At 28.0% G+C, this 21672-nt stretch carries 17 protein-coding genes; 4 read left to right on the top strand and 13 right to left on the bottom strand.

Annotation, left to right across the window (positions count from 1 at the left end; all coding sequences use genetic code 11):
* Window positions 1–139 precede the first annotated feature (139 nt).
* Window positions 140–2308: a type IA DNA topoisomerase gene (locus tag VN21_RS03555; protein ID WP_046822078.1), complete on the top strand. Its 2169-nt coding sequence runs from the start codon at window positions 140–142 to the stop codon at window positions 2306–2308.
* Between the two features lie 133 nt (window positions 2309–2441).
* Here VN21_RS03555 and VN21_RS03550 read toward each other — a convergent pair whose 3' ends face one another.
* From VN21_RS03550 to VN21_RS03535, 4 genes are all read right to left on the bottom strand, one after another.
* A complete protein-coding gene (locus VN21_RS03550; RefSeq protein ID WP_046822077.1) occupies window positions 2442–2891 on the bottom strand; it encodes a YaiI/YqxD family protein in 450 nt (149 codons plus the stop codon).
* Window positions 2892–3238: 347 nt separating this feature from the next.
* Window positions 3239–3928 carry a bacteriorhodopsin gene (locus VN21_RS03545; RefSeq protein WP_046822076.1) on the bottom strand — a complete coding sequence of 230 codons (690 nt, stop codon included), beginning with the start codon at window positions 3926–3928 and terminating at the stop codon, window positions 3239–3241.
* Between the two features lie 100 nt (window positions 3929–4028).
* Window positions 4029–4667 (bottom strand): pentapeptide repeat-containing protein, encoded by a 639-nt coding sequence (locus VN21_RS03540; RefSeq protein ID WP_046822075.1) that lies wholly within the window; start codon window positions 4665–4667, stop codon window positions 4029–4031.
* A 2-nt stretch (window positions 4668–4669) separates the two neighbouring features.
* Complete coding sequence (locus VN21_RS03535) at window positions 4670–6049, bottom strand: MATE family efflux transporter (protein ID WP_046822074.1); 1380 nt, start codon at window positions 6047–6049, stop codon at window positions 4670–4672.
* 142 nt (window positions 6050–6191) lie between these two features.
* On the opposite strand from VN21_RS03535, the gene VN21_RS03530 reads away from it, so the two are divergent.
* Window positions 6192–7379 (top strand): SAM-dependent methyltransferase, encoded by a 1188-nt coding sequence (locus VN21_RS03530; protein ID WP_046822073.1) that lies wholly within the window; start codon window positions 6192–6194, stop codon window positions 7377–7379.
* Between the two features lie 190 nt (window positions 7380–7569).
* Here the strand turns inward: VN21_RS03530 and VN21_RS03525 are convergent, their stop codons facing one another.
* A complete protein-coding gene (locus VN21_RS03525; RefSeq protein WP_046822072.1) occupies window positions 7570–8235 on the bottom strand; it encodes an ABC transporter ATP-binding protein in 666 nt (221 codons plus the stop codon).
* A gap of 20 nt (window positions 8236–8255) precedes the next feature.
* Window positions 8256–10844 carry an ABC transporter permease gene (locus VN21_RS03520; RefSeq protein WP_046822071.1) on the bottom strand — a complete coding sequence of 863 codons (2589 nt, stop codon included), beginning with the start codon at window positions 10842–10844 and terminating at the stop codon, window positions 8256–8258.
* Between the two features lie 215 nt (window positions 10845–11059).
* On the opposite strand from VN21_RS03520, the gene VN21_RS03515 reads away from it, so the two are divergent.
* Window positions 11060–11779 (top strand): response regulator transcription factor, encoded by a 720-nt coding sequence (locus tag VN21_RS03515; RefSeq protein WP_046822070.1) that lies wholly within the window; start codon window positions 11060–11062, stop codon window positions 11777–11779.
* A gap of 529 nt (window positions 11780–12308) precedes the next feature.
* Window positions 12309–13289 (top strand): HAMP domain-containing sensor histidine kinase, encoded by a 981-nt coding sequence (locus VN21_RS18585; protein ID WP_161794374.1) that lies wholly within the window; start codon window positions 12309–12311, stop codon window positions 13287–13289.
* A 62-nt stretch (window positions 13290–13351) separates the two neighbouring features.
* Here VN21_RS18585 and VN21_RS03505 read toward each other — a convergent pair whose 3' ends face one another.
* The 7 genes from VN21_RS03505 to VN21_RS03475 all read right to left on the bottom strand — a co-directional run bounded on the left by VN21_RS03505 (window position 13352) and on the right by VN21_RS03475 (window position 21576).
* The gene (locus VN21_RS03505; RefSeq protein WP_046822068.1) at window positions 13352–14737 is read right to left on the bottom strand and encodes an MATE family efflux transporter; all 1386 of its coding nucleotides are present in this window, start codon (window positions 14735–14737) and stop codon (window positions 13352–13354) included.
* Window positions 14738–14845: 108 nt separating this feature from the next.
* Window positions 14846–15760: a LysR family transcriptional regulator gene (locus VN21_RS03500; RefSeq protein ID WP_046822067.1), complete on the bottom strand. Its 915-nt coding sequence runs from the start codon at window positions 15758–15760 to the stop codon at window positions 14846–14848.
* Between the two features lie 68 nt (window positions 15761–15828).
* Complete coding sequence (locus tag VN21_RS03495; protein ID WP_021429910.1) at window positions 15829–16077, bottom strand: zinc ribbon domain-containing protein; 249 nt, start codon at window positions 16075–16077, stop codon at window positions 15829–15831.
* A gap of 118 nt (window positions 16078–16195) precedes the next feature.
* On the bottom strand, window positions 16196–17020 hold the full coding sequence (locus tag VN21_RS03490; RefSeq protein ID WP_046822066.1) for a phosphate ABC transporter substrate-binding protein: 825 nt from the start codon (window positions 17018–17020) through the stop codon (window positions 16196–16198).
* 213 nt (window positions 17021–17233) lie between these two features.
* Window positions 17234–19855 carry a pyruvate, phosphate dikinase gene (gene ppdK / locus VN21_RS03485; protein ID WP_046822065.1) on the bottom strand — a complete coding sequence of 874 codons (2622 nt, stop codon included), beginning with the start codon at window positions 19853–19855 and terminating at the stop codon, window positions 17234–17236.
* Between the two features lie 231 nt (window positions 19856–20086).
* Window positions 20087–20923 carry a pyruvate, water dikinase regulatory protein gene (locus VN21_RS03480; RefSeq protein ID WP_046822064.1) on the bottom strand — a complete coding sequence of 279 codons (837 nt, stop codon included), beginning with the start codon at window positions 20921–20923 and terminating at the stop codon, window positions 20087–20089.
* An 11-nt stretch (window positions 20924–20934) separates the two neighbouring features.
* Complete coding sequence (locus VN21_RS03475) at window positions 20935–21576, bottom strand: helix-turn-helix transcriptional regulator (RefSeq protein ID WP_046822063.1); 642 nt, start codon at window positions 21574–21576, stop codon at window positions 20935–20937.
* Window positions 21577–21672: the final 96 nt, after the last annotated feature.

Here is a 21672-nt window from a genome sequence, read left to right as displayed (position 1 = left end):
ATTACCTAGTTTTATGTCAATTCATTATATACGGATTTTTCACTTTTTTCTTTATACTTATAATTTTGATAGTTTTGTTGAAGTTATTTCTTTTTATGTGCTAATATATTTAATAGGTTTTATTAAGGAGGTTTTAAATATGAAACTGATATTAGCAGAAAAACCCTCTGTTGCTAAAACAATAGCCTCATTTTTAGGTGCTAAAACTAAACGTGATGGATATTTTGAAGGAAATGGCTATATAGTTACTTATGCTGTAGGTCATTTAGTATCTTTATATGATGTTAAAGATTACGATAAGTCTTATGCAGGATCTTGGAAAAGTGAAAACTTTCCTTTTATCCCTGATAAATTTAGATTCAAAGTTGACGGGTCTAAATCTAAGCAATTTAATATAGTAAAATCGTTAATTCATAGAGACGATGTTGAAGAAATTATAAATGCTACAGATAATGACCGTGAAGGTGAACTGATAGCTTTTTTGATTTTTCTAACAGCTAAAAATAAAAAGCCTATTAAAAGGATACTAGTAAATGAATGGACTCCTGAAGATATTAAAAGAGGCCTTTCAACTTTAAAAACAGATGAACAGATGAGAAATCTACAAGCTGCAGGATATACAAGACTAGTAACTGATTGGCTAATTGGAATTAATTTTACATCAATGACTACTTTAAAATACGGAAATGGAAAACTATTAAATATTGGTAGAGTTATACTTCCAACTGTAAAGTTAGTTTACGATAGAGATATGGAAATAGCTAATTTTATTCCTAAAACATATTATGAAATAGAAGGAAACTTCAGTTGTTCTAATGGTAAATATAAAGGTAAGTATATAAAAGGAAAAGAATCAAAATTTGATAGTATAGATGATGCTAACAAAGTAATAGATAGTATAACTTCACCTACTGGTATTGTTAAAGATAAGAAAGTTACAACCTCTAAAGAGTATGCTCCTAAATTATTTAGTTTAACATCTCTTCAAGGTTACATAACTTCAAAATACTCTAGCTTTACTTCTGATAAAGTCTTAAAAGTGTGCCAGTCTTTATATGAAGGTAAGGGAAAAGGTGGATATATAACATATCCAAGAACTGATTCTATATACTTGGAGGAAAGCTTAGCTGGTAAGGCATCTCAAACTTTAGAAAAGATTAAAGTTGGACTTCCTTATGCAGATAAGATTAAATTCACTAAAAGTAAGAGAGTTTTTGATTCTTCAAAAGTTGATAGCCATAGTGCCATTATGCCAACTTACATAATTCCTACTAAGTTGACTCCTGATGAAGAAATTGTATATAATGCTATAAAGGATAGATTTGTAGCTAACTTCATGCCTCCTGCTGAATATGAAAACACTGAAATTCATACTTTCGTGGATGACCATAAATTTTTAACAAAGGGTAAAGTTCTTAAAGTTAAAGGATACTTAGAAGTTTATAATAAGGAAGAAAAAGATGACTTATTGCCATTTGTTAATAAAGATGAGGTTGTAGATGTTGTTAAAATGGATATATTAACAAAACAAACTACACCACCTAAGTCTTACACCGAAGATACATTACTTAAAGCTATGAAAAACTGCGGTAAAAATGTATCTGATGATGATACAGCAGTTTTATCAGGTTACTCAATAGGTACTTCTGCTACTCGTGCTGAAGTTTTAAAGAAAATTTCAGAAGTAGGCTATGTAAATAAAAAAGGTAAATCTTATTATATTACTGATTTAGGTAAAAACTTAGTTGAAATATTCCCTTTAAAGGATTTACTAGATGTTGATTACACTGGTAAACTTGAAAAAAGCTTAAGTGACATTCAAAGAGGAGAATTCACTAGAAGTGAGTACCTTACAAATATAATGAACTTCATAGTAAATGGAGTTGAAGCTATAAAAAATGATAGTAATAAAAATATTAGTACTGAAGTTTATAGCTATAATCCTAAAACGAAAAGATATTCTAAAGGAACTTTCTCTAATGATGGAACAAAACAAGAAAGCTTCGGAAAATGTCCAGTCTGTCAAAATGATGTGGTTGAATGTTCTAAAGGTTATATTTGCACTAATTATAAAGAATGTAAATTTGGAATTTGGAATAGTGACAAATTCTTATTAGCTTTAAAGAAAAAACCTAACAAAACTATGGTAAAAAGCATTTTAAAAAGTGGTTCTGCTAAAGTTAAAGGTTTGACTAGTAAAAGTGGAAATAAATTTGATGCTATTTTAAAATATACTAAAAAAGATAATGGGTATTTCTCTTGGGACATGGAATTTGAGAAAGAGAAAGAAAAAGAAAAAGAGAAGTAAATTAACTCTGTTTATTGGCTTCGTATACAACATATGTATTTCCTTTACACGACGTACTTTGTACGGAAGTGTTTCGTCAATACATATGTTGTATACTTCGCTTATTCAGAAATAATTTACTTCTCTTTTTCTTTTACATGGATGAATTGTTAAGATTGTTGATTAATTTGATTAAGTTATCTTTAAAGTTTATATCATCTTCTTTTTGTCTTTTTTTAGGTCCTTTCATTCTAGAACCTGCATTTCTAGCTTTTTTAGATATGTGTCTTGTAAATAATAATTGATCAATATTTTCACTTGTATAAAGTTTACCATTTTGATTTATTGGATTACCTGATTTTGCTAAAACCATAGCAGCAAGTCCATAATCTTGAGTTACTACTATATCATCTTTCTTAACCTTGTTTACTAATGCAAAATCTACCGAATCTGCCCCTTTAGATAAAATGATTGTTTCTATGCCTTGCTTATTAAATATATGCGAAGTATCACACATTAGTATTACTTCTATCCCAAGTTTTCTTGCAACTTCTATAGTTATATCAACAACAGGACATCCATCCGCATCTATTAAAATTTTCATATCTTTCTCCTAATTATTTGACTTTACTTAATTATAAACTAAAATAAAAAAAAAGACTGCTTCCGAGACAGTCTTTTAAATGGGTGGGTATTAGGTTTAAAATACTATTTTATGGGGGGATAGTATTTTATCTAAAGGTTATAGGGGTGTCATTGGGAGAATGAACACCCTCTTTAATATTTATGTCAATTCCTATTGTTTTCTAGTTGTTTTTTGTCTAATCTTGTTGTCTATGTATACATAGTACTACACATTTTTGCCAAATTCCATATTAAAAAAAATATTTTTTATAAAAATTTTATTTTATGACAAATTAAAATGAAACGTTAAATTTAAATTATAATTTTTTAATGTTGTTTAATTTTATTTACCTTTTTTACTCCATGTAATGCTATAAATATAAACCCTAACTTATATATAGTAGGAATTATTGTTCTAAAATATATATATAGTTTATGATCTATTATATCTAAAACTCTAGGCCCTATTCCCCATAATGCAGGATATCCTATCCAAATTATCGTAGTAAACAACGCTAGCATTTTATATAGTTTATATTCGTAACATCCCTGAATGCTAGCTATATTTTCTAAAGGCCCCCATATTAGCCAAAAATTTATAATAAAAAGCACACAGCTAATCAAAAGAGTAATCCCATTTATAAATCCAGTTGAATTATTTGAAGTTATAAAACTTATTGTCATTATTAAATATACAAAAACTATACTTAATACAAGTTTCTTATTTTTATGATCATAATACATTCCAATTGCTCCTAATATATTAATTAGTATCGGAGTTATAATCAACCAATCTAAGTATATAATTATCATGTAAAAACTTCTACTTGGATGTATGTTCATAAAAATAGCTTTACTTATATATAACGATGTTGAGATTAGTAGTGCATAAAAACTTAAATTATAAAATTTCTTAGGAACATAATCTATCTTTTTTCTCATAAATATTATCATAAGCATTCCTACTAACATAATGAATATACATGCCCAATTTATCAATATAATTTCGTGCTTCATTTTAATATCCTTTCATTTTTACTTATAATCCTATCTTTTCCAAATTAACAAAAAATAGACTGATTAAGTTTACTAAATATTTATAACCAGTCTGTTTTATCTATTTTATTATTATCCCCATTAGTTTAGCTAACTCTAAAGTTTGTGAAACCGAAAATGTAGCTCCTCTTAGATCATTTAGTTTAACTTCACAACCGTCTATACTAGAAGTTGTAAAATCAACCCCATTCAATGGAGTTCCACTAAATATAGAACTATTTAAATCTGAAGAATTCAATATTAGTTTATTATTTTGTACTTCTTGGAAAACTGCATTTTGAAAATCTGAATCTGTAATTAAAACTCCCTTAAATTTTGAAAATGAAAAATTAGAATATCTACCTAAACAATCTTTAAATTCAACATCTTTTAAAATCGAATCTTCAAACAACGTTCCGGTTAACTTGCAATTTACAAATTTAGTTCGATAAATCCCACTATCATCAAAATTAATATTCGATAAATTACAATTTTCAAATATCACATCAGTTATATCAATTTTTCTAAAATCACAACTTTCAAATTCTACATTTTTAAATATACAAGAATTCAAACTAAGCCTAACTTCATAAATACCTGATATTGTAGTATTTTCAATTATTTTATTTTCTAAGTATTCCTCTTCAAAAATTTCATCAATTACATTCGTTGCTATCCCCAAATTATTGCTTATTTTCGGCTCTTGTATTTTATTTTTCATATCTAAAACTCCTTTATACCTTTATATGACTTTTCTTTATAAGTTTCAGTTACTTTTCCATATCCATAAACATTTCTATATCTATATATAAAAGTCACAGAAATTATCATAGATAAAACTTCTGCTATTGGTACTGCAAGCCATACTCCATTTACCCCTAAAAATCTAGGTAAAATTAATATTCCTGATATTATAAACACAAATGTTCTTAAGAATGATACAGCTGCTGATATTTTTCCATTTGAAAAAGCTGTAAACATAGCTGATGAGAAAATATTTATTCCCGTAAATAAAAAGCTTAGTGAGAAAAGAGAAAAGCCTTTATATCCTATATCAAACACATCAGTTCCTTTAGGCGAGAATATACCTACTATATTTGGAGCAAATAATGTTGCAATTATAAATAAGGTAACTGAACTCATTAATGTAAATCTTATACTGTACTTAATTATTTTTTTTAGTTCTGATTTATTATCATTACCATAATTATAACTTATAATTGGCGCAACTCCAGAAGAAAATCCTATATATGCAGAATTTATTAAAAATTCGCCATATAAAACTATAGTTATAGCGGCTACTCCATCTGCTCCTAATAATTTCATCATTGCTAAATTAAATAACATAGTAGTTACTCCAGTTGAAAGATTTGTAACCATCTCTGAAGAACCATTAGAACACGTTTTTAATATTACTTTTAAATCAAATCTTGGTTTTACAAAATGAATAATAGATTTCTTTTTCATAAAATATATAGTTCCAAGTACTGCTGGTATTAAATTCCCCATACCAGTTGCAATAGCTGCCCCAGATATTCCCATATTCATTGGAACTATAAATATATAATCTAAAATCATATTAGTAAGACCCCCAATTACAGTCAAAGTAAGACCCACCTTTGGCTTTCCTGCTGTCATTGTTAAATATTGAAACAATAAGTTAACTATAAATGCGGGAGCAAATATAAGAAGCGCGGAAAAATAGTCTATACAATACTTATACAAATCAGGTGTAGATCCTAATAAATTCAAAATTTTATTAGAAAATATAAATCCTATTAAAGATATTAAAATTCCTAAAATAAATCCTATTAATACAATTAAAGTAAAGTTTTCTTTAGCTTCTCTACTTTTATTTTCTCCTAATTTTTTAGCTATAACTGCACTTCCACCTGTAGCTAACATTACCGCAATAGCTATTACTATATTTAAAAACGGATATACTATGTTAACTGCTGACAATGCATCTGTATTTACAAATCTAGATACAAATACTCCATCAACAATTGTATATAAAGATATAAACACCAACATAACAATAGATGGTATAGTGAACTTTATAAGTGATAAAAATTTAAAACTTTTTGCTAATGAATTTTCCATATTAACCTCCTGAAAACTTTCTCTCATAATAATATAAAGTATGTAGTTACTCCACAGTCAAGTCGTATTTTAAAATTTTATTTAAATTTTTTTGTTTACTATCAAATTTTATGGGTATTGAATTTAAAGAGGTGACATTAATATGAATAATCTAGATAAAATATTTATTAAAGAATTTCTTTCAAAGCTTGATACTAATCCATTTGAGGTTAAGCTTTGGGATGGAGAAGAATTTTTAATCGGAGAAGGAAATCCTTCTTTTAAAGTTTGTTTCAATAATCCACTAAGTAAAAAAGATTTACTTACTAGCACATCATTAACTCTAGGTGAAGCTTACATGCGTGGTGACATTACCATTGATGGAGACCTATTACTTACTCTCGATACTTTATTTGGTTGTCAAAAAGATCATTTCCACACTAACTTTGCTAAGCTTGGTAAAATATTTTCAAAAGCTGGTAATGAAAAGAAACAAAAATCTGAAGTTTGCTATCATTACAATCTAGGTAATAATTTTTACAGTCTTTGGTTAGACAAAACACTTAGCTACTCTTGCGCTTATTTCAAAAACGAAACTGATACACTTTACGAAGCTCAAATGAATAAAATACATCACATATTAAAGAAACTACAATTATCTGAAGGCGAAACTCTACTTGATATAGGATGTGGATGGGGTTATCTTCTTATAGAAGCCGCAAAAAAATATAAAATAAAAGGTACTGGAATTACTTTAAGTGAAGAACAACACAAAAAATTCCAAGAAAGAATAAAAGAAGAAGGTCTTGAGGATTATTTAGAAGTTAAATTAATGGACTATAGAGATCTTGAACATTCTGGAATGTCTTTTGATAAAATAGTTAGTGTTGGAATGCTTGAACATGTAGGGCGTGAACATTATGATTTATACTTAAAAAATGTTAATAGTGTTTTAAAACCAAAAGGTCTTTTCTTATTACATTACATAAGCGGTCTTACAGAATCTCCTGGTGATGCTTGGATAAAAAAATATATATTCCCTGGTGGAGTTATTCCTTCTTTACGCGAAATTATAGACATGTTCCCTAAATACGATTTCTATACTTTAGATGTAGAAAGTTTAAGAAGACATTATACAAGAACTCTAATTGAGTGGTATAAAAACTTTGATAAAGAAAGAGATACTATAAAAGGAATGTTTGGAGAAGAGTTTTTGAGAATGTGGGATTTATACCTTACTTCTTGTGCTGCTTGCTTCAATAATGGAGTAATAGACTTACATCAAATTTTAATAAGCAAAGGTGTTAACAACAACATTAAAATGACTAGAGCTTATATGTACGAAGATTAATTAAACTTAAAAATGAGTAAATTTCTTGTTATAATTTAAACCAATTGTGGTGGGAAATGTGTACATTTTTAAATATTACATAAGAACATAAATATTTATAATTAATTACATACTATAAAAGCTGTCTCAAATATATAGCTTATGATAAATTTATACTTTCATTGCTATTAATTTTGAGCCAGCTTTTTATTTACATTTTTATAGTTCCATCTACTATATTAATTGTTCTATCTGCTTTCTTAGCTATATTTATATCATGAGTTATAACTATTAATGTTTGCTTAAACTTTCTTATAGATTTTTTTAATAACTCCATTACTTCATCTGTTGTTTTACTATCTAAATTTCCCGTAGGCTCATCTGCAAGAATTATACTTGGCTTTGTTGATAATGCCCTTCCTATTGCAACCCTTTGTTGTTGTCCTCCTGATAATTGACTAGGAAGATGATTTTTTCTATCTTTAAGACCTAAAACATCTATTAGTTCACTTATGTATATTTCATCTATATCATCGTTTCCTAACATTAATGGAAGTTCTATATTTTCCTCTACATTTAATACAGGAATTAAATTGTATTGTTGAAATACAAACCCCACTTCTTTTCTTCTATATTCTGCTAGTTCTATATCTTTTAACTTACTAATATCTTTTCCATTTACTTTTATGCTTCCACTACTTATCTTCTCAAGCCCTCCTAGCAAGTGAAGAAGTGTACTTTTACCACTTCCACTAGGCCCTATTATTGCAACAAATTCTCCCTTTTCTATATTTATATTAACATTATTTAATGCGTTTACTTTACTCTCTTTATTTCCATAAGTTTTTGATAAATTTATAGTTTCTAAAATTGACATATTAAATCCTCCCAATATCCTTATTCATTTATATTTATCATTTCAACTACACTTACTTTTTCTAATTTTTTAGCAGGTAAGTAAGTTGCAAGTACTCCAATTAATGCATTTATTACTATTATCGATATATAATCTATATATCTTATACTAAATTCAATCCCAAACTTAGATACTCCAAACGAGTCATATGTTGTTTTATTTAGAATTAAAGATACAAATATAATTATTAAACTAGATATTGCTGTATATATAATCCCTTCAAATATTATCATTTTTCTAAAGTCTTTATTATTAAGTCCCACTGCTCTTAACATTCCAAATTCATTATTTCTATCTACTATGCTTTGGCTTATATTATTTACTACATTCACAACTGCAATTACAAATAGCACTACTACTATAGCAGCATTAAAAACTCTAGATTTTTCATACATTGCATCAGAATTTCTCTTTTCTTCAATTATATTTCTAGCCATAGCACCTTTAACTTTTATAGTAGTTTTTAGTATTTCATCGTAAACCTTTTTGTCATTTGCACCTTCTTTTAAGTTTATATTTATAGCTTGATAAGCTTTACTATTTGTTGCTTTAGAAAATGCACCTTCACTTACTATTACATCTATACACTCATCACTTGTGTATGTATCTTCTGCCATAAATGGATAGCTAACTACTGCCCCCACTTTAAATTCTTTTTCTATGTATTTCCCATCAGTATCTTCTAATCTACATGCCTCTACAGACTTTTCTCCATCTTCTCTAAATTTAACTTTAACAGTATCACCTATCTTTATATTTGCAACAGGCTTACCGTTATCAACCTTATTATAATTTACCCCTCCATCAAATTTTTCTTCAGTAACCATAGGAACATAAACTACTGCTAAGTCTTCTTTTTTCATTTTTTCAATATCTATGTTTCCTTGTACTAAATAATTATTTAATTCTTTTAAAGCTTTTTCATCATATCCTCTAAGATTTTGTTTTAATATCAACTCATCATTTATTTTATCTTTTACAAGATATCCTTTAAAAAGGTTACTTCCCCTGATAGATTTATTTATAGAATCAAAATAACCATCATTAGCTATATCATCTTTATTTATAACCATTCTTCCATTCATTATTTGAGATTTTACTACTTCTTTTACCCCATCTATATTTTCAATTTGTTTTATATCTTTTTTACTTAATCCATTTCTTTGATTTTCATTTTCATAAACATCAATTTTCATATCAGAATTATTATAAAGTTCTCTATTTGATGTAAAATCATCTTCTTGAGACAAATGTAAACGATAGTTAGAGTTTATAAATAAAATTCCACAGATGCTCATAGATAAAACTATCATTATAAATCGTTTTTTATTTCTTAATATATTTTTAAAAGATATAGCTTTATATGTTTTCATATATTTACTTAAATCTTTAACACTTACTCTATTTCTTTTTATGCTATTTTCTTTTCTGTTGCCTTTTATAGAGTCTATAATAGATAACTTATTTATCTTTCTATATGTAAAAAATGATATTAAAAGTAATATTAAAACCATAAATAATATAGCTAGTGTTATTTCAAATAATGGATACACCATATGTGAACTTATAATTTTTCCATCTAAAGCTATACTTGTTTTTAATTCACTCGATTTTTTATAAGCTATTAAAGATGCTCCTAATCCTCCTACAATCCCTATAGGCATACCTATAACACCTAAAGTCATTAACTCATTTAATATCAATTTAAATACCTTTGAATTTCTAGCTCCTATTGCCCTTAATACTCCATATTCTCTAAATCTTTTATACATAGATATATTAAAAATACTGTATATAACTATTCCGCATATTAAACTTATAACTAATACACTTAATATATTGTCTAAACTAATATTGTTTGCATCATTTGAAATTGATATCAAGTCTTCTTGAGTCCCTATATTGTCTTTATTTATATTAGCTTTTTTTGCAAGTTCTAAAGAATAATCCTGTATATCTATTTTCTCATTAAAAGCTACTCCAACTTCTAAATGTTCACTTCCCTTTTGAAGAGGTAAGTACATTTGCATTTTAGCTACTTGCTTTTCAGTAGGTCTATCTTTTATAATCCCTACTAACTTAAAGTCTTCATCTTTTACATTCTTGTTTATATCTTCAACATTAAGCTTTATATTTTGGTTTAATGCAGGCTGTATTCCTAAGTTTTTTAAAACCCATTCTTCAGCTACTATTTCATTTTTTTCTTTTGGAAGTCTTCCTTTTTCAAGCTTTGAATTTGATATTATATAATCATCATTACAATTTAACATTATTACAGATTGTTTTTCTTTATCTGTTGTAATTCCATGAAAATTAAAAGCACCTACATTTTCTACATCACTAGACTTTTCAATTTTTTCTAACTGATTGTAATCTAAGTCTTTAAATGTTGTATGATATATTCCCGTATTGTATTTCATTGTTTGTAATTCATTCATTTTTTCTGTTTTTGTTAAAGTTAATACTCCAACTATCATACCTACTGATAAAATGATACTTAGTATAATTGCAAATGACCTAGCCTTATAGGCTTTCATATATCGAACTCCTAAGTTTAATTTTTTTTTCATAATTCTTCCCCTTTCTATTAAACTACTTTATCGCTACAAGAGAATTCTACATTAAATTTTTTATCAAAAACGTAATTTAGGTTCATTGTATAAACTTCTTTATTCAATTGTAATAATTACAACTTTTCGTAATAAATTCTTAATAATTTAATCTTATGTTTATAGATTTAATGCGTAAAACTCTATGTTATAATAACTTCTGAAGGAGTGATTTTATGGGTGAAAATATATTAATAGTTGATGATGATAAGGAAATAGTTGATGCTATTGAATTTTATCTAAAACCAGAGGGGTTTAATATTTTAAAAGCATATGATGGATTGGAAGCTATTGAGAATTTAATAGATAGTAATATAGATTTAGTTATTATGGATGTTATGATGCCAAATATGGACGGACTTAAGGCTACTCTTAAAATTAGAGAAAATAACAATATTCCTATAATACTTTTATCTGCAAAAGATCAAGATATGGATAAAATCTTAGGATTAAACATGGGTGCTGATGATTATATAACTAAACCATTTAATCCATTAGAACTTATAGCTCGTGTTAAATCTCAACTCAGAAGATTTATAAACTTAAATACAATGGGTGAAAATACCCATATTTCTAGTTGTAATAATTCAATATTAAATAGTGGTGGGCTTTGCCTTAATAAAGATACAAAAGTAGTTACTTTAGATGGGGAGAATATTAAGGTTACTCCTATTGAATTTAAAATTTTAGAGTTTTTGCTTGAGAATAAAGGAATTGTTTTTTCTTCTAAGGATATTTATGAGCATGTGTGGGAGGAAATAGCTTATAATTGTGAAAAAACTGTAGCTGTTCATATTAGAAGGATTAGAGAAAAGATAGAAATTAACTCAAAAGATCCTAAATATTTAAAGGTGGTGTGGGGAATTGGTTACAAAATCGAAAAAATTGCTTATTAATAATCCACTTTTAAAGTTTTTATCGTTATTTATACTTTCTATATCTTTGTCAACATTATTTGAGTCATACTTATATACTCATCGTATGAGGGAATTTGCATTAAGCCAAAAAAGTTTAGTTGCTTTTATGTTGGGAGCGACCTTAATTTCTTTGATATTTAATTTAACTAATAGAAAAGCTAATATTAAATTTCTATATTCATTTGCAAGACTTTTAAATATAATAGCTCCTATTGAAATTCTAGTACTTATTTTACTATTTTTTTGTGTAATACGAGAGTATATAAGCATTAGTAGCTTTAGCGCGTATTCATTTGACTTAATTATAAGTGACACTATAATTTTATGGAGTGTTTATATAATATTTCTTAATGTCCGTTGTAACAAAGATACTATAAAATCTAGATTTATTTCTATTAAAATAGTAAATAGCTTCATTTCAAAAAGCAATAAAAATACTCTAAATAAAAAAATATCGTTCATATTTATTGTAACTGCCTTAATACAATTTATATTCATTTATGTATCAATGATTTTATTTTATGCTCATTCTATATATGCATTAATTAAAGCTATATATTTATCTATTGCTAGTTTTATATGCTATGCTTATATTTATAAAAAGATTGAAGAAAAAGTCGATTATATAGAATATATAGAGCGAAATATTAAAGATATAGAAAAAGGTGATTTAGAACATGAACTTGATGTTATAGGTAATGATGAGTTAGCCTCTATTGCACAAAGTGTAAATAATATAAGCGATGGATTAAACAATTCTCTTGAAAGTCAATTAAAAGGAGAAAGAACAAAAACAGAACTTATAACAAATGTTAGTCATGACTTAAAAACTCCATTAACTTCAATTATTAGCTATATAGATATTTTAAAAAATAATGAACTAGATGAACAAACAACTAAAACTTATATAAATATACTAGATAAAAAAGCCGCTAAACTTAAAACCCTTGTCGAGGATATATTCGAAGCGTCTAAGATAAGTAGTGGTGATATAGAACTTCATTTTGAAAAAACCGATATAAAAGAACTTTTAATCCAAAGTATTGTTGAACTTGACGATAAGATTGAAGCTTCTCATCTTGATTTTATAATTGATACCCCTGACTTCCCTGTATTTAGTAATATAGATGGAAAAAGAATGTTCAGGGTATTTGATAACTTGATTACTAATATAACAAAATACTCTTTGCAAAATACAAGAGTATATATTGATGTTTATACGAATTACGGATATGTTTTTATATCTATGAAAAATATATCTAATCATAAATTAAACATATCACCTAATGAGCTACTTGAAAGATTTGTTCGTGGAGATGTTTCAAGAAATACAAATGGAAGTGGACTTGGGCTTTCAATTGCTAGAAATTTAGTTGAAATGCAATACGGATCTCTTGACCTAGATATTGATGGTGATTTGTTTAAAGTTACTTTAAAGTTTGAATTGCTTAATGATGGTGTTCAACTTGAAGAATGTAGCAATATATAGTTGAGGGTAGCATAATGCTACCCTTATTTTTTGTCCTTAATGAAATTATATTTATTTAAAGTTTAATTAGATAAACATGTATTTTCACTTATTTTACCTGATACCATGTTTTTTAAGTCTTTATTTGTCTTGTTAGCATAAAATGCAGTTAATATTACCGTAAACAAATCTGCTACTGCCTGAGTAAGTAATACCCCATCAACACCAATTAATTTTGGTAATATTACAATTGCTGGTAAGAAAAATATACCTTGTCTAGCTGTACCTACAATTAAAGCTTCTTTTGGCATCCCTAATGATTGATATAACACTGCATATAATTGTGTAAATCCTACTAGTGGATATAGTAAAAGTGTATATCTTAATGTTTTAGCACCTACCTCGATAACCGCTGGGTCATTACTAAATAAATTAATAGCAGTTGGCGCAAATATCATTAAGACTATAGTTGCTAATGTTGAAAATATAGTTGTCCTCTTAATAGATATGTTTATTGCTTTTCTTAATTTTTCATAATTTCCTGCCCCATAATTATAACTTGCAATTGGTTGAAATCCTTGATTGTATCCTATAACGACAAACATAACTAATGAAGATAGTTTTAAAGCTATACCAAACGATGCTATTAACTCATTTCCATATGGTTTTGATGCTATGTTTAAAAGTCCCATAGATATACTTATTAAAGCTTGAATTAAAAAAGTTGCAGTTCCAACAGAAATAATTTCTCCATATATGCTCTTTGATAATTTAAAGTTTTTTATACTTAATTTTAGATAACTTTTATTTGTTATATAATATGATAATAACAAAGCTACTGATGCAAGTTGCCCTATTACTGTAGCTAAAGACGCTCCTACTACTCCCATATTAAATGTAAACATTAGTATTGGGTCTAAAATTATATTTATTATAGCACCTAATGCCACAGCTACTGCACTAAGTTTTGTATTCCCCTCAGATCTAACAATATTTGCCAATGTTGGCATAATTATTGGTAAACTAGCACCTATTGCAATAGGTTTTGCGTATGCTATTGCATATGGCATTACACTTTCTGTTGCTCCTAATAACCTTAAAATTGGCTCTAGGAATATTAATATCAAAATAGTAAATATAATTCCTACTATTACTGATGATATTATTGCAGTTGATGCTACATCATCTGCACCGTCTTTATTCTTAGCCCCTAGAAGTCTTGCTATATAAGATGAAGCTCCTACTCCTATTAATTGACCCACTGCATTGATTAGTATAAATAAAGGAAATATAACTGATACCGCAGCCATTGCTAATGTGTCATTTAACATACCTATAAAAGCTGTATCTACTATATTATATATTGCACTTATTAAGCTGGCTATAATTCCTGGTATCGCAAATTTCCATATAAGTCTACCTATATTATCATCTTCCATTATCCTCGATTTATCTATAACTGTATCCATTTTATAAATCTCCTCCTTTGATAAAGCTATATTAATATATTATCAAATCTAGAGATTTATCGTTAATATATATATACTATTACTAGTTATAACTAAAACTTATAACAGTTACATATTTCTCATATTTTCTAAAAGTATTTCTAAAAATAATTTTGCTTCATCTGAAAGTTCTTCTTTTCTTCTCTTAATCCATCCCACTGTAAAATGAACACTATCATCTTCAAGTGGTATAGCCCTTATTCCACTAACGTTCTCTATTTTGTTAAATCCAGATGCTATTACATAAGCATTAGTTTCTAAAACAAACTGTGTTATAGTTTCTTTATCATTTAGATATATTGCTCTATCCTTATGAGAAAAACCTAATAAATCTAGCTCTACACTATATGTAAGTGCATTTATAGGCTCTTCTACTAAATGTACACATATAAATTCATTTAACTCCTCTGGCTTTATAACATCATTATTATATAGAGGATTGTTCTTACCTATGTAAATATATATTTTGTCTTTACATATTGGGTTAAACTCCAAATCTCTATTTTCTAAAACGCCTTTAAATACTCTCTCCTGCATATTAGAAAGTGCTATTATCCCTATCTCAGACTTCATTGTTGACACATCTTCTATTATCTTCTCTTTATGAGTTTCTTTCAGTGAAATTTTAACTTTTTTATTGTTAACTTTTTTATAAACCTCGCTCAATACAATTCCTAAAGTATACAACTTCATACTCGAAACTTCTAACTTAAATCCATTTTCTTGAGACAAGTCAGAGTATATTTTTTCTAAATTATCAATTTGATTTATTATATAAGTTGCATAAGTCAAAAAATCTTTACCTTCTTTTGTTAGTTTTACACCTCTGTTAGTTCTATCAAATATTTTTATTTTAAATTCTTCCTCTAAATTTACTATTGCTTTACTTAAATTAGGTTGGGATATGAATAAATTACTTGCAGCTTGATTCATAGATCCCGTTCTAGCTACTTCTATAAAATATCTTAGTTGGTTTATTTGCAATATACTGCCTCCATAAATATTATTTACTATATACTATTTTAAACAAAAAAAGAGCTTTTAAAAAGCTCTTATTCCTCATCGGGAAAATTATTACTAAATCTCATTTTTGCTATTTTTAATATTTCATTTAAATTGTACCCTTTTAATTTACATCCACACTTTGGACAATATTCTAATTTTTTAGAAACTAAAGCTCTACAACTAGCCTCAGGGCATCTTACTTTTTCAGTTACTTTACCTACATCAAGACCACATCTTGGGCAAACTGTACCTGGTCTATTTGATACTTCCTTACCACATCTTGGACACTTGATCATTATTATCCCTCCTATAAAAATAAAAAGTTAATAATATATAGTATGGTAATAAGCTTGTTTATGTTATAGATTCAAATAAAAAACTCTTTCTAAATTTTTTAGAAAGAGTTTTTTTATATTATTTAAGTGTTATTAAACCTTCTTCTTCTACTACTTTTTGTCCATCTTCACTAGTTATATATTCCATAAACTTCTTACCATTTTCACTTAATTTATCTTCTTTGTATACTAGTAAAAATGGTCTTGATAGTTTATATTTCCCATCTTTAGCATTTTCTGCTGTAGCATCTACTCCATCTACTTGAAGTGTATGTATACTATCATCTAAATAACTAAATGAAGTATATCCTATAGCATTTTCATTCCCAGCTACTGTTGACTTTACATTTCCGTTCCCATCACTTATTTGAGCTTCTTTTGTTAGCTCAGTTGACTCATATCCAACTATTTCTTGGAATGCATCTCTAGTTCCTGATCCATCTTCTCTTGAAACGACAACTATAGGAGCATCTTTTCCTCCAACTTCTTTCCAGTTAGTTATTTTTCCAGTATATATTCCTTTTAATTGATCCATTGTAAGAGACTTAACTTCATTATTTTTATGAGTTATTATACCTATTCCATCTACTGCTATTTTGTCTTCTTTAAGTCCTGCTTGCTTTTCTTCATCTTTTAAATCTCTAGATGACATACCTATTTCTGCTACCCCATTTATTGCATCTTTTATCCCTGCTGATGATCCTAATTGATTTATTTCTATAGATACTTTAGAGTCTACTGATTTGTAAGCTTCTGCTTCTTTTTCCATAAGTGGTCCTACTGAAGTTGATCCTGATACTGATACTTTACTTCCACCACCAGAATCCTTCGATCCACATCCTACAGCTAACGTTCCTACCATTATAGTACTCATTAGTAAAACTCCAATTTTCTTTTTAAACATAGGTAACCTCCACAAAGTTATAATTTTTTATAATCACTTTATTATTTTTCCGACTTTATTGTCGTTTATTCCTTTATTTGAATTTTCTTTACATTTTTATAATAAAGCAATTATGTTAAATCCAAATTAGAGATATGTTAACTATTGGTAAACAACATTAAGAGAATGTAAAAATAAAAAAAGGAATTGGGGTCTCCCAATTCCTTTAATTTACTATTTATTATTTTTTATGGCTGCTTGCGCTGCTGCAAGTCTAGCAATAGGTACTCTATATGGTGAACAAGATACATAGTTTAATCCTGTTTTGTAGCAGAACTCTATAGAAGATGGTTCTCCTCCATGCTCTCCACATATACCTAATTTAAGGTTTGGTTTAACCCCTCTACCTAATTTAGCTGCCATTTGAACTAGTTTACCAACTCCATTTTGGTCTAATACTTGGAATGGATCTTTTTCAAGTATTTCACTATTTACATAGTCACCTAAGAATTTATTTGCATCATCTCTTGAGTATCCAAATGTCATTTGAGTTAAGTCATTTGTTCCAAAGCTAAAGAAATCAGCTTCAGTTGCTATTTCATCTGCAGTTAAACATGCTCTTGGAACCTCTATCATAGTTCCAACTGTATAGTCTATTTTAACTCCTGACTTATCAAGTTCTTCATTTATTACAGAAACTACATTTTCTTTTATAGTTTTTAATTCCTTAACTTCTCCTACTAAAGGTATCATTATTTCTGGATTAACTTCTACTCCACTATTCTTAGCTTCTATAGCTCCTTGTATTATAGCTTTTGCTTGCATCATAGCTATTTCAGGATAAGTTATTGCTAATCTACAACCTCTATGTCCAAGCATTGGATTTAGTTCTTGTAAATCAACTATTCTCTTTCTTATTTCTTTAACTTCAAGACCCATAGTTTTGGCTAAAGCTTCTATAGCTTCATCATCATGAGGTAAGAACTCATGTAGTGGTGGATCTAGTAATCTTATATTAACATGTCTTCCATCCATAACTTTGAATATTTCAGTAAAGTCTTCTCTTTGCATAGGTAATAATTTTTCAAGAGCAACTAATCTTTGCTCTAATGTTCTTGATAAAATCATTTCTCTAACAGCTGGTATTCTATCTTCATCAAAGAACATATGCTCAGTTCTACATAATCCTATTCCTTCTGCTCCAAAGTTTATAGCAACACTTGCATCTCTTGGAGTATCTGCATTAGTTCTTACTTGTAATGTTTTATACTTATCAACCCAGTTCATAAGTATCTCAAAGTTTCCTGTAAGAGCAACATCTGTTTTTTCTATTTCTCCTAAGTAAACACATCCTGTTGATCCATCTAGAGAGATATAATCGCCTTCTTTTATAACTAATCCATCTACAGTTATTTCTTTGTAGTATTCATCTACTTTTATTTCTCCACATCCTGCAACACAACATTTCCCCATACCTCTAGCTACAACTGCAGCATGAGATGTCATACCACCTCTAGCTGTAAGTATTCCTTGTGCTACAACCATTCCTTCTATATCTTCTGGTGATGTTTCTAATCTCACAAGTATAACTTCTTCTCCTTTTTCAGCTGCCTTTACAACATCATTTGCATTAAAGTATACTTTACCGCAACTAGCTCCCGGAGAAGCTGGTAATCCTTTAGCTATAAGCTTAGCATTTTTTAAAGATTTCTCTTCAAAGTTTGGATGTAGTAATTGATCTAGTTGATTAGGTTCAATTCTCATTATAGCTTCTTTTTCATCTATTATTTTTTCTTCAACTAATTCAACTGCAATATTTATAGCTGCTTTTGCAGTTCTTTTTCCATTTCTAGTTTGAAGTATATATAGTTTTTCATTTTCTATGGTAAACTCTATATCTTGCATATCTTTATAATGATTTTCAAGTATATTAGTTATTTTTACAAATTCATCATATATTGCTGGCATCGCTTCTTTTAAAGTATCTATGTCTTTTGGAGTTCTAATTCCTGCAACAACATCTTCACCTTGTGCATTTATTAAGTATTCTCCAAATAATTTATTTTCTCCAGTAGATGGGTTTCTTGTAAATGCAACTCCTGTTCCACTAGTCTCTCCCATGTTTCCAAATACCATTGATTGTATATTAACTGCAGTTCCTAAGTTATGAGGAATATCATTTAACTTACGATAAATATTTGCTCTTGGATTATTCCATGATTTAAATACTGCTTTTATAGCTAACATTAATTGCTCTTTTGGATCTTCTGGGAATATTTGTCTTAATTCTTTTTTGTATATTTTCTTGTATTCTTCAACTAACACTTTTAAATCTTCACTTGTAAGATCTGTATCAAATTTGTATCCTTTTTCTTCTTTTATTTTATCTAAAGCATTTTCAAATTTATACTTTGGAACTCCCATTGCAACATCTGAGAACATTTGTATAAATCTTCTATAACTGTCATATGCAAATCTTTCATTGTTAGTATTTTTAGCTATTGCCTTAACTGAAGTATCATTAAGACCTAAGTTTAATATAGTATCCATCATACCTGGCATTGAGAAAACTGCACCAGAACGAACAGATAATAATAATGGATTTTCATTGCATCCTAATTTTTTATTTAAAGATTTTTCTAGCTCTACTAATTTTTCTTCTATCTGTAAAACTACATCTTCTCTTATACTTTCATCATTTACATAATAGTCATTACAAGCCTCTGTTGATATTGTAAAACCTGGAGGCACTGGTAAGCCTATCTTAGTCATCTCGGCTAAGTTAGCACCCTTACCACCTAAAAGACTCTTCATTTCCTTTGATCCCTCAGCAAAACTATAAACAAACTTACTCATTTAAAACTCCTCCTAGTATGTTTTTTATACAGATATACTGTATATTGTATTCAAGCATGATTAATTTGTTATACACTAAAATTTATTATTAAAGTAATAACCAAGTTTATTAGTTATTATTTTCAAAGTACTCGGTTAAACGTTTTTTTGTCACCTAACCCATTCCTTAAAAATCTTAATAAATAAGATTTATACTACACACCGAAATGTATTTCGATGTGCACTAAAATCCTACTTATCGTTATCTCTAAATACTTTCAACCCATTTTCTTTCATTATATCCATTATGATTCCAGCCGTTTCTTCTATAGCTTTACTAGATACATCTATAACTGGGCACCCAACTTTTTTCATTATTTTGTCAGAGTAATCTAACTCTTGAAGTATTCTATCAAATTTAGCATAATTAGCATTACTTGATAATCCTAAAGCTTTTAATCTCTCTTGTCTTATTTGATTTAACTTTTCAGGAGTATTAGTAAGCCCTATTATTTTCTTTTGATTTATTTCAAATACTTCCTTAGGTATTGGTATTTCTGGAACTAAAGGAACATTAGCAACCTTTATATTCTTATTTGCTAAGTACATACTTAATGGTGTCTTAGATGTTCTTGATATTCCAAGTAATATTATATCAGCTTGTAATATGCCTCTAGGATCTTTTCCATCATCATATTTAACCGCAAATTCTATAGCTTCTACTCTTTTAAAGTAGCTTTCATCTAATTTTCTTATAATTCCAGGTTCTCTTCTTGGCTTAACTCCTATTTTACTAGCAATTTGCTTTAATATTGGAGTCATTAAGTCTACACAACTTAAATTTTCCTTGCTACAGTAATTTTCAGTAAATGTTAAAAGTTCATTTTCAACTAATGTATATATAACTATTGCATTTTCTTCTTTAGCACTTTTTAATATTTCTTCTAAAAAATTAACTTCTACAACATATGGAAATCTTCTTATTTCATAGTCATCCTTTAATTGAAATTGAGATATTGCAGCTTTAGTAACTTGCTGAGCTGTTTCCCCTACTGAGTCTGATATTACATATATGACTAAATTATCCATATACTCCTCCTTTAATTATCCGCTATCTCTAAAAATAGTTTTGTTATGTTAGTTTTAGAAATTCTACCAACAACCTTATTTATTATTGTATTATCCCTTTTTACTTCTTCTACAACAGGTATTGAATCTACTTCGTGTTCTATTATTCTCTTTGCTGCTAGTACAACAGTATCTTCACTTGTAACAGTTACAACATTAGGTGTTCTTGTCATTATCATACCTACAGGTATCTTGTTTATATCTCCCCCACCTATAGTTGCTTTTAATAAATCTTTTCTTGATACTATTCCACATAGTTCTTTTTCATCATCTATTATGAATACACTTCCAACATCTGATAAAAATATGTTTACTATAGTATCATAAACACTTGTGTCTTGTGTTACCATTATAGGCATACTCATTATGTCCGCTACAGTTTTGTTTTTTATTTTATCTCCTAGTAAGTTAACTTTATCTATTCCTGAATAAAAATACCCAACCTTAGGTCTAGCATCTAATACTCCAGTCATAGTAAGTATAGCTAAATCAGACCTTAATGTAGCTCTAGTCACATTAAGTTTGGCTGCTATGCATTCACTTGTTATAGGTTCACTTTCTTTAACGATATCGATTATCTTTAGTTGTCTATTATTAAGTTGAATAATAATCACACTCCTCTTTATTGTGATACACTGTTTATCCGTTTTTATCTTATATAGTATATTATATATATTTTATATTGTGTTGTAAATACAGAAATTAAATTT

Source organism: Paraclostridium benzoelyticum, from assembly GCF_001006285.1.
GTDB lineage: Bacteria > Bacillota > Clostridia > Peptostreptococcales > Peptostreptococcaceae > Paraclostridium > Paraclostridium benzoelyticum.
This window is presented reverse-complemented; position numbering and strand designations above follow the sequence as displayed.